9 protein-coding genes are annotated in these 16,462 nt (G+C 57.5%); 8 read left to right on the top strand and 1 reads right to left on the bottom strand.

The features are described 5' to 3' along the window. Positions 1-2: 2 nt before the first annotated feature. From bcsB to ACWHWP_RS22570, 6 genes are all read left to right on the top strand, one after another. Entirely contained in the window at positions 3-2,423 is a 2,421-nt protein-coding gene (bcsB, locus tag ACWHWP_RS22595; RefSeq protein WP_447856475.1) for a cellulose biosynthesis cyclic di-GMP-binding regulatory protein BcsB, read from the top strand. Positions 2,424-2,429: 6 nt separating this feature from the next. Beyond that, entirely contained in the window at positions 2,430-3,536 is a 1,107-nt protein-coding gene (bcsZ, locus tag ACWHWP_RS22590) for a cellulose synthase complex periplasmic endoglucanase BcsZ (protein WP_447856741.1), read from the top strand. Then, positions 3,518-7,000 carry a cellulose synthase complex outer membrane protein BcsC gene (gene bcsC, locus ACWHWP_RS22585; protein ID WP_447856473.1) on the top strand — a complete coding sequence of 1,161 codons (3,483 nt, stop codon included), beginning with the start codon at positions 3,518-3,520 and terminating at the stop codon, positions 6,998-7,000. The genes bcsZ and bcsC overlap by 19 nt, the downstream gene beginning before the upstream one ends. 120 nt (positions 7,001-7,120) lie before the next feature. Beyond that, on the top strand, positions 7,121-9,127 hold the full coding sequence (hmsP, locus tag ACWHWP_RS22580; RefSeq protein ID WP_059311446.1) for a biofilm formation regulator HmsP: 2,007 nt from the start codon (positions 7,121-7,123) through the stop codon (positions 9,125-9,127). A 159-nt stretch (positions 9,128-9,286) separates the two neighbouring features. Beyond that, positions 9,287-10,573 carry a dicarboxylate/amino acid:cation symporter gene (locus tag ACWHWP_RS22575; RefSeq protein WP_059311445.1) on the top strand — a complete coding sequence of 429 codons (1,287 nt, stop codon included), beginning with the start codon at positions 9,287-9,289 and terminating at the stop codon, positions 10,571-10,573. Between the two features lie 227 nt (positions 10,574-10,800). Further along, positions 10,801-12,294 (top strand): M16 family metallopeptidase, encoded by a 1,494-nt coding sequence (locus tag ACWHWP_RS22570; RefSeq protein WP_059311444.1) that lies wholly within the window; start codon positions 10,801-10,803, stop codon positions 12,292-12,294. Between the two features lie 64 nt (positions 12,295-12,358). On the opposite strand, the gene ACWHWP_RS22565 is transcribed toward ACWHWP_RS22570, so the two are convergent. Continuing rightward, positions 12,359-13,288, bottom strand: a complete 930-nt coding sequence (locus ACWHWP_RS22565; protein ID WP_063430569.1) for a 2-dehydro-3-deoxygluconokinase — start codon at positions 13,286-13,288, stop codon at positions 12,359-12,361. Positions 13,289-13,517: 229 nt separating this feature from the next. Here ACWHWP_RS22565 and pdeH point away from each other — a divergent pair, with 229 nt between their 5' ends. Together pdeH and ACWHWP_RS22555 are read left to right on the top strand one after the other, a co-directional pair. Further along, positions 13,518-14,291 carry a cyclic-guanylate-specific phosphodiesterase gene (gene pdeH / locus ACWHWP_RS22560; RefSeq protein ID WP_047345658.1) on the top strand — a complete coding sequence of 258 codons (774 nt, stop codon included), beginning with the start codon at positions 13,518-13,520 and terminating at the stop codon, positions 14,289-14,291. 65 nt (positions 14,292-14,356) lie between these two features. Further along, complete coding sequence (locus ACWHWP_RS22555) at positions 14,357-16,399, top strand: AsmA family protein (protein WP_447856472.1); 2,043 nt, start codon at positions 14,357-14,359, stop codon at positions 16,397-16,399. Positions 16,400-16,462: the final 63 nt, after the last annotated feature.

The following is a 16,462-nucleotide window of genomic DNA, read 5'->3' as shown; positions in this document are numbered from 1 at the left end:
CGATGAAAACAAAACTTTCCTGGTTATGTGCAGTGGCAATGGGGATGAATGCGTTCCCCGCAACAATGGCTAACGCGGCACCTGATAACGCAGCGGCAACGCCTGCGCCAACGGTACCTGTCGTCGCGCAAGCAACCGATCCGGTTGTCACTGCGGCACCTGGTCAAACAGAAAACATCATGCCGAACCAGCCAACGGAGGGGAATACCCTGCCGGCAGACAGCCAGGTCGTCGGGCAGGTGATGCCGGGTGTTCGGGGCGCGAATGCGCCCGTCGTCGCGGACAACGCGCCGTCGCGGGACGTGAAGCTGACCTTCGCGCAAATTGCACCGCCTCCGGGCAGCATGGTGCTGCGCGGCATCAATCCTAACGGCGGCATTGAATTTGGCATGCGCAGCGATGAGGTCGTCTCTAATGCGATGCTGAACCTTGAATACACCCCGTCGCCATCGCTGTTGCCGACGCAGTCTCAGCTGAAGGTTTACCTGAATGACGAGCTGATGGACGTTCTGCCGGTCACGAAAGAGCAGCTCGGTAAGAAAACGCAGGCGCAGGTGCCGATCAACCCGCTGTTCATCACCGACTTTAACCGTATCCGCCTGGAGTTTGTCGGTCATTACCGCGATGTCTGCGAAAACCCTGCCAGCAACACGCTGTGGATGGACGTCGGGCGTAACTCCTCGCTGCAGATGACCTACCAGTCGCTGGCGCTGAAAAACGATCTCTCGGCCTTCCCGGTTCCGTTCTTCGACCCACGTGATAACCGTCCGCTTACTCTGCCGATGGTGTTTGCGTCGTCCCCGGACGTGACCGAGCAGCTGGCGGCCACCATTGTGGCCTCCTGGTTTGGCTCCCGCGCCGGCTGGCGTGGTCAGAGCTTCCCGGCGATGTATGACAAACTGCCGGACAGAAATGCAATTGTGTTTGCGACCAACGCGAAGCGCCCGGCCTTCCTGCGCGATCATCCGGACGTCAAAGCGCCAACCGTGGAAATGATAAGCCATCCGGAAAACCCGTACGTGAAGCTGCTGGTGGTCTTTGGTCGTGACGATAAAGATCTGGTGCAGGCCGCAAAAGCGATTGCCCAGGGCAACGTTCTTTTCCGCGGCAACAGCGTCGTGGTGGATGAGGTCAAGCCGCTGCTGGCCCGTAAACCTTACGATGCGCCAAACTGGGTGCGTACCGACCGTGCGGTGACATTTGGCGAGCTGAAAACCTATGAGGAACAGCTGCAGGCGACGGGTCTCGAGCCCGCACCGATTAGCCTGTCGCTGAATCTGCCGCCGGATCTCTATCTGCTGCGTACCAACGGCATTGATATCAACCTGAACTACCGTTATACCGCGCCAGCCACCAAAGACAGCTCGCGCATGGATATCAGCCTGAACAACCAGTTCCTGCAGTCGTTCAGCCTGCAAAGCACACAGGATACTAACCGCCTGATGCTCCGCCTGCCGGTGCTGCAGGGTCTGCTGGACGGTAAAACGGATGTCTCTATCCCGGCTCTGAAACTTGGCGCAATAAATCAGCTGCGCTTTGACTTCCAGTACATGAACCCGATGCCTGGCGGTTCGGCGGAAAACTGCATCACCTTCCAGCCGGTGCAGAACCACGTCGTGATTGGCGATGAGTCGACCATCGACTTCTCGAAGTACTACCACTTCCTGGCGATGCCGGATCTGCGCGCCTTTGCCAATGCGGGCTTCCCGTTCAGCCGCATGGCCGATCTCTCTGAGTCCATCGTTGTGATGCCAAAAGCGCCAAGCGAAGGGCAGGTGACAACCCTGCTGGACACCATGGCGACCGTTGGCGGGCAGACAGGCTTGCCGGCAATTAACGTCACGTTGACGGACGATGGCAGCCAGATTCAGAACAAAGACGCTGATGTTCTGGTGATCGGTAGCATCCCGGACAAGCTGAAGGATGACAAACGCATCGATCTGCTGGTGAAAGCGGCCCAGTCCTGGGTTAACACGCCGCTGCGCCAGACCGAGTTCCCGAGCATCATGCCGGATGTGAACGATCGTCAGGCCAGCGCGCAGACGACCGTAACGTCTCAGGGGGCAATGGCTGCGGTGGTGGGCTTCCAGTCCCCTTACAACGACCAGCGCAGCGTGGTGGCTCTCCTTGCGGACAGCCCGCGCGGGTACGAACTGCTTAATACGGCCATGAACGACAGCGGTAAACGTGCCGCGATGTTTGGCTCTGTGTCGGTGATCCGCGAGTCCGGCGTCAATAGCCTGCGCGTGGGCGATGTGTACTACGTCGGCCATCTGCCGTGGTTCGAACGCCTGTGGTATGCGCTGTCTAACCATCCGGTTCTGCTGGCTATCCTGGCGGCGGTCAGTGTGGTCTTGCTGGCATGGGTACTGTGGCGTCTGCTGCGAATCATCAGCCGTCGTCGTCTGAACCCGGATGAGTAAGATGTGATGAAAGCCTTTCGCTGGTGTGCATTAGCAGCGTTGATACTGGCGGCGCTCCCTCTTCGCGCCGCCTGTAACTGGCCTGCCTGGGAGCAGTTTAAAAAGGATTACATCAGCGAGGGCGGGCGCGTCATCGATCCCAGCGACACGCGCAAAATAACGACCTCTGAAGGGCAAAGCTACGCCTTGTTCTTTGCCCTGGCGGCAAACGATCGCAACGCGTTTGACCAGCTGCTGACCTGGACGCGCGATAATCTTGCCGGCGGTAATCTCAACGATCGTCTGCCAGCCTGGCTCTGGGGTCAGAAAGACAAAGAAACGTGGGCGGTGATTGATACCAACTCCGCCTCCGACGCCGATGTCTGGATCGCCTGGTCACTGCTCGAAGCGGGTCGGCTGTGGAAACACCCGGATTATACCCGCACGGGTAAGGCGCTGCTTAAGCGCATTGCCGGCGAGGAAGTGGTGAAAGTCCCGGGGCTCGGCGCAATGCTGCTTCCCGGTAAAGTCGGTTTTGCCGATGAACACGCCTGGCGCTTTAATCCCAGCTATCTTCCTCCGCAGCTGGCGCGTTATTTCACGCGCTTTGGTGCTCCGTGGCCCCAGATTCGTGAAACCAATCTGCGCCTGCTGCTGGAGAGTGCGCCAAAAGGTTTTTCGCCGGACTGGGTGCAGTATCAGCAAAACAGAGGCTGGCGGTTACAGCAGGATAAATCGCTGGTGGGGGGCTACGACGCCATCCGCGTTTATCTCTGGGTGGGAATGATGAGTGATAAAGATCCTCAGAAGGCCCCGCTGCTGGCGCGCTTCCAGCCCATGGCGGCAATGACGATGAAACGGGGTGTGCCGCCTGAGAAAATGGATGTGGCGAGTGGAAAACACACGGGTAACGGCCCGGTCGGTTTCTCTGCCGCCATGCTGCCTTTTTTACAACAGCGCGATGCCCAGGCCGTTCAGCGCCAGCGCGTTGCAGACCATTTTCCCGATAATAACGCCTATTACAGTTACGTACTGACTCTCTTTGGTCAGGGATGGGATCAGCATCGTTTTCGCTTCACCACTAAAGGTGAATTAATACCGGATTGGGGCCAGGAATGCGCAAGTTCACAGTAAATCTACTCAGTTTATCGCTTGGCCTGGCGCTTATGCCGTGGGCCCAGGCCGCCAACTCACCGCAGCAGAAACAGCTGCTGGAGCAGGTTCGTCTGGGTGAATCGACACAGCGTGAGGATTTGGTTCGTCAGTCGCTCTATCGCCTTGAGCTGATTGATCCGAACAACCCTGACGTGATTGCCGCACGCTTCCGCTATCTGCTGCGTCAGGGCGATAACGCCGGTGCGCAAAAAGAGCTGGATCGTCTGAAAGGGATCGCCCCGGGCTCGAGCGCGTACCAGTCCTCGCGCAATACGATGCTGCTTTCCACTCCGGACGGCCGCCAGCAGCTACAGCAGGCGCGATTGCTCGCCACAACGGGACACACGCAGGAGGCGATTGCCGCCTACGACAAGCTGTTTGACGGCAATCCGCCGGGCGGCGACGTGGCGACGGAATACTGGAACGTCGTGGCGAAAGATCCTGCCCGCCGCAGTGCGGCCATCAATCAGCTCAAGAAAATAAATACCAGCAGCCCCGGCAACACGCAGCTGCAGGCGACGCTCTCCCAGCTTCTGTTCCAGAGCGGACGCCGTGATGAAGGCTTTGCTGTGCTACAGGAGATGTCCCGGTCCACCAATGGCCGCAGTCAGGCGTCTGATATGTGGTATGACCAAATCAAAGACCAGCCTGCCAGCAGCGCCAGCGTCAGCGCGCTGCAAAAATACCTGAGCGTGTTCAGCGACGGTGATAGCGTCGCGGCGGCGCGTGCCCAGCTTGAAGCGCAGCAAAAACAGCTCGCTGACCCGGCGTTCCGCGCGAAGGCGGAAGGGCTGGCGGCGGTTGATGCCGGACAGGGGAGCAAGGCGGTGGCGGAGCTGCAAAAAGCCGTCAGCGCCAACCATGCCGACAGTGAAGCGGTGGGTGCCCTTGGACAGGCTTACTCCCAGAAAGGTGACCGCGCCCGCGCGGTGGCACAGTTTGAAAAGGCAATTGCCCTCGATCCGCAAAGCGATAACCGGGGAAAATGGGACAGTTTGCTGAAGGTTAACCGCTACTGGCTGCTGATCCAGCAGGGCGATGCGGCGCTGAAGGCGAATAACCCGGCCCAGGCGGAGCGTTACTATCAGCAGGCACGCAATATCGACAATACCGACAGCTATGCCGTGCTGGGGCTCGGAGATGCCGCTGCGGCACGCAAAGATAACGACGCGGCGGAGCGCTATTATCGCCAGGCGTTGCGTATGGACAGCGGCAACAGCAATGCGGTCCGCGGTCTGGCCGGGATTTACCGCGCGCAGTCACCGGAGAAGGCCTCGCAGTTTATCCAGTCTCTCTCCGCCAGCCAGCGCCGCAGCATTGATGATATTGAACGTAGCCTGACCAACGAGCAGCTGTCCGCCCAGGCAGAACAACTGGAGAATCAGGGGAAATACGCGCAGGCTGCCGACATTCAGCGTCGTCGTCTGGCGCTCTCTCCCGGCGACGTGTGGATAACGTATCGCCTCTCGCGCGATCTCTACAGCGCGGGCCAGCGCAGCCAGGCTGATACTCTGATGCGTCAGCTTGCCAGCCAGAAACCAACCGATCCGGATCAGGTTTACGCCAACGGGCTGTATCTTTCCGGTAACGATCAGGACCGGGCAGCGCTGGCGCATCTGGACACGCTGCCGCGCAGCCAGTGGAACGGCAATATCCAGGAGCTTGCCGACCGCCTGCAAAGCAATCAGGTGCTGGAAACCGCCAACCGTCTGCGCGACAGCGGCAAAGAGCAGGAGGCGGAGAATCTCCTTCGCCAGCAGCCAGCCTCTACCCGTATCGACCTCACGCTGGCGGACTGGGCGCAGCAGCGTGGCGATCTGGACGCGGCGAAAACAGCCTACAGCACCGTGCTTCAGCGCGAGCCGCAGAACGAAGACGCAATCCTCGGCCTGACCGAAATCTACAGTGCGCAAGGTAACAAGGATGCCGCGCGCGCGGAGCTGGCGAAGCTGCCCGCCGCGCAAAACGGTCAGCCGCTGTCGCTCAATATGCAGCGCCGGATCGCGATGGCGCAGGCAGGCCTGGGCGATTCCGCCGCCGCAGAGCAGACCTTCAACAAAATTATTCCGCAGGCTAAATCGCAGCCCGCCTCCATGGAAAACGCGCTGGTGCTGCGTGATGCCGCGCGTTTCCAGGCGCAAAATGGCCAGCCACAGCAGGCGCTGGAAACCTATAAAGATGCGATGGTGTCGACAGGCATTACGACGACGCGTCCGGCTGATAACGACAGTTTCACCCGCTTGACGCGTAACGATGAAAAAGACGACTGGCTGAAGCGCGGCGTGCGCAGCGACGCCGGTGACCTGTACCGTCAGCAGGATGTTAACGTCACGCTGCAGCACGATTACTGGGGCTCCAGCGGCACGGGCGGGTATTCTGACCTGAAAGCGCATACCACCATGCTGCAGGTTGATGCGCCGCTCTCTGATGGACGGATGTTCTTCCGCAGCGATCTGGTCAATATGGATGCCGGTTCGTTTGCCACCCGTAACGGCACCTACGATCCCAAGTGGGGTACCTGTGCCGAAACGCCGTGCAGCGGCAACACTCATCAGTCAGACAATGGCGCGAGCGTCGCCGTCGGCTGGCAGAACAAAACCTGGGCATGGGATATCGGCACCACGCCGATGGGCTTTGACGTCGTTGACGTGGTGGGGGGCGTAAGCTACAGCAGCGATTTAGGGCCTATCGGCTATACCGTTAACGCCCATCGCCGGCCAATCTCCAGCTCTCTGCTGGCCTTTGCCGGGCAAAAAGATACCAATACCGGCACCACGTGGGGCGGCGTGCGCGCCACCGGCGGCGGCGTAAGCATGAGCTACGACAAAGGGGAGGCGCACGGCGTCTGGTCAAGCCTGAATGCGGAAACGCTGACGGGTAAAAATGTGGAGGATAACTGGCGCGTTCGCTGGATGACGGGTTACTACTACAAGCTCATTAATAAAAACAATGAGCGCCTGACGGTCGGCGTCTCCAATATGCTCTGGCACTACGACAAGGACCTGAGCGGCTATACCCTGGGTCAGGGCGGTTATTACAGCCCGCAGGAATATGTCTCCTTCGCGCTGCCGGTGACCTGGCGTAAACGTACGGAGAACTGGTCCTGGGAGCTGGGGGGATCCGTGTCCTGGTCCCACTCGAAAACCAAAGACGAACTGCGCTACCCGGACCAGAGCCTGATCCCGACCGATGAACCTGGCCGCTATACCGACCGCGGCGCGATGGAAACCGGCAGCAGTTCCTCAGGCACGGGTTACACCGCGCGAGCCATCATCGAACGTCGGGTGACCTCCAACTGGTTTGTCGGCATGGGCGTGGATATTCAGGAAGCGAAGGACTATACCCCAAGCCATGCGCTGATCTATGTACGCTACTCTGCCGCAGGCTGGCAGGGCGATATGGACTTACCGCCGCAGCCGCTCATCCCTTACGCGGACTGGTAATCGGATTTTACTTAATCCATTTGTAAGTCTCTCTTAATAGCGCAGCAATCGGGTATACTCAGGCGCGCCGGGTTTACACCCTGGTGCGCCCCTGCGCTTCGAGTTTTGTGGAGAGTCATTTTGCGTGTTAGCCGTTCTTTAACGATCAAACAGATGGCGATGGTGTCAGCCGTCACAATGCTGTTTGTACTGCTCTTCTGCGTAATTTTGCTGTTTCATTCCGTACAGCAGAATCGCTATAACACGGCTTCGCAGTTAGAAAGTATCGCCCGCTCGGTGCGCGGCCCGCTTTCTGCCTCTATCCTGAAAGGGGATATTCCCGAAGCGGAAACCATCTTAAAACGCATTCAGCCGGCCGGTATTGTTAGCCGGGCCGACGTCGTACTGCCCAACCAGTTTCAGGCGCTGCGGATGAGCTTTATCCCGGAGCGTCCCGTCCCGATGATGGTGATGCGCCTGTTTGAATTGCCGGTACAAATTTCGCTTCCCGTCTATTCGCTTGAACGTCCTGCTAATCCGCAGCCGCTGGCCTACCTGGTATTACAGGCGGACTCATACCGCATGTATAAATTCGTCATGAGCTGGGTGGTTACGTTAGTGACCACTTGCTTACTTATGACGCTTATTCTCAGCGTGGCGCTAACCTGGTGCATTAACCGGCTGATTGTTCATCCGCTGCGCCATATTGCCCGGGAGCTGAACACGCTTTCACCACAGGACCATATGGGCCATCAGCTTACGCTGCCTCGCCTTCATCATGATGATGAAATTGGTATGCTGGTGCGCAGCTATAACCTTAATCAGCAGCGTATCCAGCGTCAGCAGGATGAGCTAAGCAGCAGCGCCACGCGCTTTCCGGTGTCGGAGCTTCCGAATAAAGCCTTCCTGATGGCGATGCTGGAGCAGACCGTTGCCCGGCAGCAAACCACGGCGCTGATGGCGATCGCCTGTGAAACCCTGCAGGACACGGCGGGCGTGCTCAAGGAGAGCCAGCGCGAAATGCTGCTGCTGACCCTCGTGGAAAAAGTGAAGTCTGTCCTTGCCCCGCGCATGGTGCTGACCCAGGTCAGCGGTTACGACCTGGTGGTAATTGCCAACGGCGTGAAAGAGCCATGGCATGCGATCACATTAGGTCAGCAAGTACTCACTGTCATTAATGAGCGGCTGCCTATTCAGGGCATCCAACTGCGTCCGAGCGCCAGTATCGGTATTGCCATGTACTATGGCGATTTAACGGCAGAGCAGCTTTATCATCGCGCGTTCTCGGCGGCGTTCACCGCCCGGCGCAAAGGCAAAAATCAGATCCAGTTCTTCGACCCGGAACAGATGGAAAAGGCGCAGCAGCGCCTGACGGAAGAGAGCGACATCCTGACCGCGCTGGATAACCGCCAGTTTGCCCTCTGGCTACAGCCGCAGGTGAATTTGCTGACGGGAGAGGTGAAAAGCGCCGAGGCGCTGCTGCGCGTGCAGCAGCCGGATGGTTCATGGGAGCTGCCGGAGGGGCTGATCGATCGCATTGAGTCCTGCGGTCTGATGGTCACCGTCGGCTACTGGGTGCTGGAAGAGACGTGCCGTCAGCTTGCCGCCTGGCAGGAGCGCGGCGTAACGCTGCCCCTGTCGGTCAATTTGTCTGCCCTGCAGCTTATGCACCCGACCATGGTTTCAGAGATGCTGGAGCTGATCCATCGTTACCGCATCAAGCCTGATACATTGACCCTGGAAGTCACAGAGAGCCGGCGCATTGACGATCCGAATGAAGCGGTTGCGATTCTGAAGCCTCTGCGTAACGCCGGCATTCGCATTGCGCTGGACGATTTTGGCATGGGATACGCCGGGCTGCGCCAGCTTCAGCACATGAAAACCCTGCCGGTAGATGTGTTAAAAATTGATAAAGCGTTTGTCGACGGCCTGCCGGGCGACAGCAGCATGGTGCAGGCGATTATCCAGATGGCGCGCAGCCTCAACCTGCATCTTATTGCCGAGGGCATTGAAACTGAAGCACAGCGCAGCTGGCTGGCAGAGGCGGGCGTGGAGAGCGGACAGGGCTTCCTTTTTGCACCTGCTGTGCCTTCGGATGTCTTTGAAGAACGATACCTTTCTGGCGCTGACAATCGCGCAAATGTGTAATTTTGTTGCTGGCTTGTGCGAGCCAGCTCAAAGTTCTTAACATTTGTGTTTCAAATTTGAACTGAGTTTATTTCTGTCCTGTTATGTGGGTGTTATTTTAAAGCCGCAGGTTAACCATAACCTTACAAAGCCTGTGGTTTTTCTTCCCAAGGACACCTTATGAAAACCTCACTCTTCAAAAGTCTTTACTTCCAGGTCCTGACAGCCATCGCCATCGGTATTCTGCTGGGTCACTATTACCCCGAGCTGGGCGCACAAATGAAACCGCTTGGCGACGCGTTCGTTAAGCTCATTAAAATGGTCATCGCCCCGGTGATCTTCTGTACCGTCGTGACGGGCATCGCTGGCATGGAAAGCATGAAGGCGGTAGGCCGTACCGGTGCAGTGGCGCTTCTCTATTTTGAAGTGGTCAGTACCCTTGCGCTGATTATCGGTCTGATCATCGTCAACGTGGTGCAGCCGGGCGCGGGTATGAATGTAGACCCGTCAACGCTGGATGCCAAAGCGGTTGCGGTTTATGCCGAACAGGCGAAGGATCAGGGCGTGGTGGCCTTCCTGCTGGACGTGATACCGGGCAGCGTCATCGGCGCGTTCGCCAGCGGTAACATCCTGCAGGTGCTGCTGTTCGCCGTGATGTTTGGCTTTGCCCTGCACCGTCTGGGCAGCAAAGGCCAGCTTATCTTTAATGTGATCGAAAGCTTCTCGCAGGTGATCTTCGGCATCATCAATATGATCATGCGCCTGGCGCCGATTGGGGCCTTCGGTGCGATGGCCTTTACCATCGGGAAATATGGCGTCGGTACGCTGGTGCAGCTGGGTCAGCTGATTATCTGCTTCTATATCACCTGTATCCTCTTTGTGGTGGTGGTGCTGGGCTCCATTGCCCGCGCGACAGGCTTCAACATTTTCAAATTTATCCGCTACATTCGCGAAGAGCTGCTGATTGTTCTGGGGACGTCCTCTTCAGAATCGGCGCTGCCGCGCATGCTCGATAAGATGGAAAAGCTGGGGTGCCGTAAATCGGTGGTCGGGCTGGTGATCCCGACGGGCTACTCCTTTAACCTTGATGGTACCTCGATCTACCTGACGATGGCGGCCGTGTTTATCGCGCAGGCGACCAACAGCCATATGGATATTTTCCATCAGATTACCCTGCTGGTGGTGCTCCTGCTCTCCTCTAAAGGTGCGGCTGGCGTGACGGGCAGCGGCTTTATCGTGCTGGCGGCTACCATCTCTGCAGTGGGTCACCTGCCGGTGGCGGGTCTGGCGCTGATTCTGGGTATTGACCGCTTCATGTCCGAGGCGCGTGCGTTAACCAACCTGGTGGGTAACGGCGTGGCAACGGTAGTGGTGGCGAAATGGGTGAAAGAGCTGGATCACAAAAAGCTCGACGATACTCTGAATAATCGTCCAACTGACAGCAAAAATCCTGGTTTATCCTCTTAATCTTGTCACAAATGCCCGTATTCCCTTGTCGGGATGCGGGCTCCTGCGCATAATAACTGTTCGTACCTGTCATAATTCGACAAGATTTTTTTTGGGTATATTTCACTTCTGACCGTGACGTTTTGCCGAACGCGCGGTCTAATCGACGTGTTTTCATCGTCATCTTTAAGAGTGAAGCGCGTCGCGAGACACTCTTTTTTAACCAGGAATGTTGATCAGGGGTTCACATGCAGGGCACAAAAATTCGACTCTTAACCGGCGGTTTGCTGATGATGGCAGCAGCCAGTTATGTGCAGGCAGATGCGCTCCAGCCAGACCCGGCCTGGCAACAAGGGACATTAGCGAACGGTTTTCAGTGGCAGGTGTTAGCCACTCCGCAACGTCCCAGCGACCGTATTGAAATCCGTCTGTCTGTTAATACCGGCTCCCTCACGGAAAGCACCCAGCAAACCGGTTTTAGCCACTTTATTCCCCGGCTGGCGCTCACTCAGAGCGGCAGCCTGCAAGCAGTTCAGGTGCGTTCGCTTTGGCAACAGGCCATCGATCCGAAACGCCCACTCCCACCGGCTGTTGTCTCGTATGACTACACCATGTTTAACCTGAGCCTGCCTAATAACCGTAACGATCTGCTTAAAGAAGCGCTGACGTATCTCTCCGATGCCTCTGGCAACCTGGCGATTACCCCGGATACCGTCAACTACGCGTTGAGCAACAGTGACATGGTGGCGACTTGGCCTGGAGACACCAAAGAGGGCTGGTGGCGCTACCGCCTGAAAGGCTCGACGTTACTGGGACACGATCCGGCCGAACCGCTGAAACAGCCAGTGGACGCCGAACAGGTAAAATCGTACTACCAGAAATGGTACACCCCGGACGCAATGACGCTGATCGTGGTGGGCAACGTGGACAGCCGCGCGGTAATTGAGCAGATCAACAAAGCGTTTGGCGATCTGAAAGGCAAGCGTGAATCGCCGGCGCCTGTTCCAACGCTCTCCCCGCTGCGTGCAGAGCCGGTCAGCATTATGACGGACACCGTGCGTCAGGACCGACTCTCCGTGATGTGGGATACCGCCTGGCAGCCAATTCGTGAGTCCGCGGCGCTGTTGCGCTACTGGCGTGCCGATCTGGCCCGTGAAGCGCTGTTCTGGCACGTTCAGCAGACGCTCAGTAAGAACAATATGAAGAATATCGGGCTTGGCTTTGACTGCCGCGTGCTGTTCCAGCGTGCGCAATGCGCGATTAACGTTGAATCGCCGGGCGATAAGCTGAATGCGAATCTGGGTGTGGTCGCGAAAGAGCTGGCAAAAGTGCGTAAAGAGGGGCTTTCCGAAGAGGAGTTCAACGCCCTTCTGGCGCAGAAAAAACTCGAGCTTCAGAAGCTGTTTGCGACCTACGCTCGTGCCGATACCGACATTCTGATCAGCCAGCGTATTCGATCCCTGCAGAATCAGGTGGTGGATATTGCGCCGGAACAGTACCAGAAGCTTCGTCAGGACTTCCTGAACGGTCTGACCGTCGATATGCTCAATCAGGACCTCCGTCAGCAGCTGTCGCAGGAGATGGCGTTGATCCTCCTGCAACCGAAGGGCGAGCCGGAATATGACATGAAGGAACTTCAGACGACCTGGGATTCCATTATGGCGACCACTCCGCAGCCGGCGCAGGCCGCCACGGCTGATGATTTACACCCGGATGCGACGGATATTCCGCAGGGGCAGTAATGTTTACATATTCCCTCTCCCTGTGGGAGAGGGGTTAGGGTGAGGGCATCAGCCCGCACCTTACTTAAACAGGCATCGCCTCACGCGGAATAATCGCCCCGCGATACTGAATAACGGTGCTGGCCGTCAGGTGCCCACGCCGTGCCGCCGCTTCCGGGGTTCCACCCGTCAGGCGTACCGCCAGATAGCCCGCGCTGAATGAATCACCTGCCGCCGTGGTATCAATCACTTTCTCTTTGGCAAGCTTCACCGCCGGGACGTCAACCACCGCTTCACCCGCCACCGCAACCAGGCACGACTCCGCACCGCGCTTGATCACCACTTCGCTTACGCCAGCCGCCTGCGTGCGCGCAATCACTTCATCAACCGGCTTCTCACCCCACAGGGCGTCTTCATCGTCGAGCGTCAGGAACGCGATGTCGGTGCATTGCAGCATCTGCTGATAGACCTGCTGCGTCTCTTCGCGGCTGGCCCACAGGCGTGGACGGTAGTTATTATCGAAAATGACCTTCCCGCCGTTCGCGCGGCATTCGCGCAGCAGCGAGAGCAGTTTTTCACGGCTGGTAGGGCTCAGGATCGCCAGGCTGATCCCGCTCAGATAGAGATAATCAAATGTCGCCAGCGTTTCGCAGATGGCAGCGGCAGCGTCGCTCTCCAGCCAGAATTTGGCCGCGGCTTCGTTACGCCAGTAATAAAACGTGCGTTCGCCGGTGCTGTCGGTTTCGATGTAGTAAAGCCCCGGGAGGCGGTTTTCCATCCGCTGAATCAGCGATGTTTCAACGCGTTCACTCTGCCAGGCCTCGAGCATTTGCTGGCTGAAGCTGTCCGTGCCCAGGGCGGTAACGTAGTTCACGGTGAGCGCCTCAGGCGCAACCTGACGGGCAATATAAACGGACGTGTTTAACGTATCGCCACCAAATCCGCGGCTGACTTCCGCGCCTTTTTGTGACAGCTCAATCATGCATTCGCCAATCACGGCAATTTTTTTAGACATAGTCGTGAACCTGAACAGAGTAATTTTCGGTAGTGTGCGCTGGGTGAATTAACTGGTCAACTATATTAAAACAACGTTCCATTATTTTATTTGAGCCAGCGCGTGTTCCTGCCCCTTTCTGTCATCTTAATTTCATTTTCACGGTGAATTGAACATAAAGTTCTCAATTGCCGCGCCGATAATCCTGTGACGAGTCCAGAAAGGCTATCCCAACAACAGGACATCTGAAATGAAGTCAGAGCAGGTTATCCAGCGGCTGAGCACTACGCCTGAGGCAAGTATTGAGAACTTGCAGGAGCATCGCTACTGGCTGCAATGTGAGCGTGCGTACACTTATCAGCCGATCTACCGAACAGACGGTCGACTGATGGCCATCGAAATTTTGACCGTTGTGACGCACCCATCAAACCCTTCTCAGCGTATCGCGCCGGATCGCTATTTTGCCGAAGTGGCCGTTCGCCAGCGTCTGGATGTGCTGGAAGAGCAGCTCCGTATGCTGGCGACGAAGCAGCCCTTTTTCGAACAGCACGATATCCTCGCCTCGGTCAACGTCGATGGTCCAACCCTGCTGGCGCTGCGTCAGAATGCGAAATTACAGGAGCTGATCGCGACCCTGCCGTGGATGCGCTTTGAGCTGGTGGAGCATGTCCGTCTGCCGCAGGATTCCTCGTTTGCGTCGATGTGCGAATTTGGCCCGCTGTGGCTGGATGACTTTGGCACCGGCATGGCGAACTTCTCCGCCCTGAGTGAAGTGCGTTACGACTACATTAAAGTGGCCCGCGATCTGTTCATTATGCTGCGTCAAACCCCTGAAGGGCGGAATCTCTTCACGCTGCTATTACAGCTGATGAACCGCTATTGCCAGGGCGTGATTGTTGAAGGCGTGGAAACGCTGGAAGAGTGGCGTGATGTACAAAACTCCCCCGCCGCGGCGGCACAAGGCTATTTCCTCTCTCGCCCGGTACCCATGGATCGCCTCGAAAGCGTGATAACAACGCTCTGATAAGCCCGCTTCCCTTTGTCTGGACTATAGTTTTACAGGACAGGTCATCAGGAAAGGGGATAAAAATGACTAAAACAACCAGGGTAATCTCCTGGACAGCAGGGATTTTCTTGTTGTTGATCGCGATCGTGATCATCATTATTGCGACGTTTGACTGGAACCGCCTTAAGCCGACCATCAACCAGAAAGTCTCAACCGAACTGAATCGTCCCTTCGCCATACGCGGTGATTTAGGGGTGGTATGGGAACGCCAGAAAGAGGAGCGAGGCTGGCGAAGCTGGATCCCCTGGCCGCACGTTCATGCCGACGACATTATTCTCGGCAACCCGCCGGATATCCCGGAAGTGACCATGGTTCACCTCCCTCGCGTTGAAGCCACGCTGGCCCCGCTCGCGCTCTTCACCAAAACGGTCTATCTGCCGTGGATCAAACTTCAGAAGCCCGATGCGCGCCTGATCCGCCTCTCAGAAAAAAACAATAACTGGACGTTTAACCTCGCCAGCGACGGCGAAAAAGATCCGCATGCCCAGCCTTCCTCCTGGTCATTCCGTCTCGACAACATTCTGTTCGATCGCGGACGGATCGCTATCGACGATAAAGTCAGCAAGGCGGATGTAGAGATCCTGGTCGATCCGCTGGGCAAGCCGCTGCCGTTTAGCGAGGTCACGGGCACCAAAGCGAAGGGCGACACGGCAAGCGTGGGTGACTATGTCTTCGGCCTGACGGCAAAAGGGCGTTACAACGGCCAGCCGCTGAGCGGAAAGGGGAAAATGGGCGGCATGCTGGCGCTGCGGAGCGAAGGCACGCCGTTCCCGGTGCAGGCAGACTTCCGTTCCGGGAATACCCGCGTGGCGTTCGTGGGGACGGTCAACGACCCGATGAACATGGGCGGCGTCGACCTGCGGCTCAAATTTGCCGGTGATTCACTGGGCGAGCTGTACGATCTGACCGGTGTGCTGCTGCCGGATACCCCGCCGTTCGAAACGGACGGGCATCTGGTCGCCAAAATCAACACCGAAAAATCCTCTGTTTTTGACTACCGGGATTTTAACGGCCGCATCGGCGACAGCGACATTCACGGCTCGCTGACGTACACCACCGGAAAACCGCGCCCTAAACTGGAAGGGGATGTCGAGTCCCGTCAGCTGCGGCTGGCCGACCTGGGCCCGCTGATCGGCGTCGATTCCGGTAAAGGTACGAAGTCAAAAGAGGTGAAGAAAGATATCCAGCCGGCCGGGAAAGTGCTGCCCTATGACCGCTTTGAGACCGATAAGTGGGACGTGATGGATGCGGACGTGCGCTTCAAAGGCGGAAAAATTGAACATGGCAGTACGCTGCCGATCAGCAATCTTTCGACCCATATCCTTCTCAAAAATGCCGACCTGCGCCTGCAGCCGCTGAAGTTTGGCATGGCGGGCGGGACAATTTCCTCGAACATTCACCTCGAAGGCGATAAAAAGCCAATGCAGGGGCGAGCCGAAATTAAGGCTCGCAGGCTCAAGCTGAAAGAACTGATGCCCAACGTGGAGCTGATGCAGAAAACCCTCGGTGAAATGAACGGCGATGCCGACATTCGCGGCGTGGGCAATTCCGTGGCGGCCCTGCTGGGAAGCAGTAACGGCAACCTGAAGCTGCTGATGAACGACGGTCTGGTGAGCCGCAACCTGATGGAGATCCTGGGCCTGAACGTGGGTAACTACGTTATCGGGCAAATCTTCGGTGACGATGAGGTGCGGGTGAACTGTGCGGCAGCCAATCTTGATCTGGTTAACGGCGTGGCGCGTCCGCAGATTTTCGCCTTCGACACGGAAAACGCGGTCATTAACGTGACCGGTACCGCCAGCATGGCTTCGGAGCAGCTTGATTTGACGATTGACCCGGAAAGTAAGGGGATCCGTATCATCACCCTGCGCTCGCCGCTTTACGTGCGCGGAACGTTCAAAAATCCGCAGGCGGGCGTGAAGCCTGGCCCGCTGATTGCTCGCGGCGCGGTGGCAGCAGCCCTTGCGACGCTGGTCACCCCGGCCGCAGCGCTGCTGGCGTTGATTTCACCGTCAGAAGGCGAAGCGAACCAGTGTCGGAATATTTTGTCGCAGATGAAGAAGTAAGGTGCGGTCTGTTATTGCCGGGTGGCGCTGCGCTTACCCGGCCTACATTTGAATCGTAGGCAG

The organism is Enterobacter sp. WI-ESBL-E8 (assembly GCF_053364895.1).
Note: the sequence above shows the minus strand (reverse complement) of the source record. Positions and strands in the feature narration are given on the sequence as shown.

Bases quoted from the DNA above. Each gene is read 5' to 3' on its own strand.
- pdeH (WP_047345658.1), top strand. From the start codon at position 13,518: ATGAAGTCAGAGCAGGTTATCCAGCGGCTGAGCACTACGCCTGAGGCA.
- bcsB (WP_447856475.1), top strand. From the start codon at position 3: ATGAAAACAAAACTTTCCTGGTTATGTGCAGTGGCAATGGGGATGAAT.
- bcsC (WP_447856473.1), top strand. From the start codon at position 3,518: ATGCGCAAGTTCACAGTAAATCTACTCAGTTTATCGCTTGGCCTGGCG.
- ACWHWP_RS22555 (WP_447856472.1), top strand. From the start codon at position 14,357: ATGACTAAAACAACCAGGGTAATCTCCTGGACAGCAGGGATTTTCTTG.
- ACWHWP_RS22565 (WP_063430569.1), bottom strand. From the start codon at position 13,288: ATGTCTAAAAAAATTGCCGTGATTGGCGAATGCATGATTGAGCTGTCA.
- ACWHWP_RS22575 (WP_059311445.1), top strand. From the start codon at position 9,287: ATGAAAACCTCACTCTTCAAAAGTCTTTACTTCCAGGTCCTGACAGCC.
- ACWHWP_RS22570 (WP_059311444.1), top strand. From the start codon at position 10,801: ATGCAGGGCACAAAAATTCGACTCTTAACCGGCGGTTTGCTGATGATG.
- bcsZ (WP_447856741.1), top strand. From the start codon at position 2,430: ATGAAAGCCTTTCGCTGGTGTGCATTAGCAGCGTTGATACTGGCGGCG.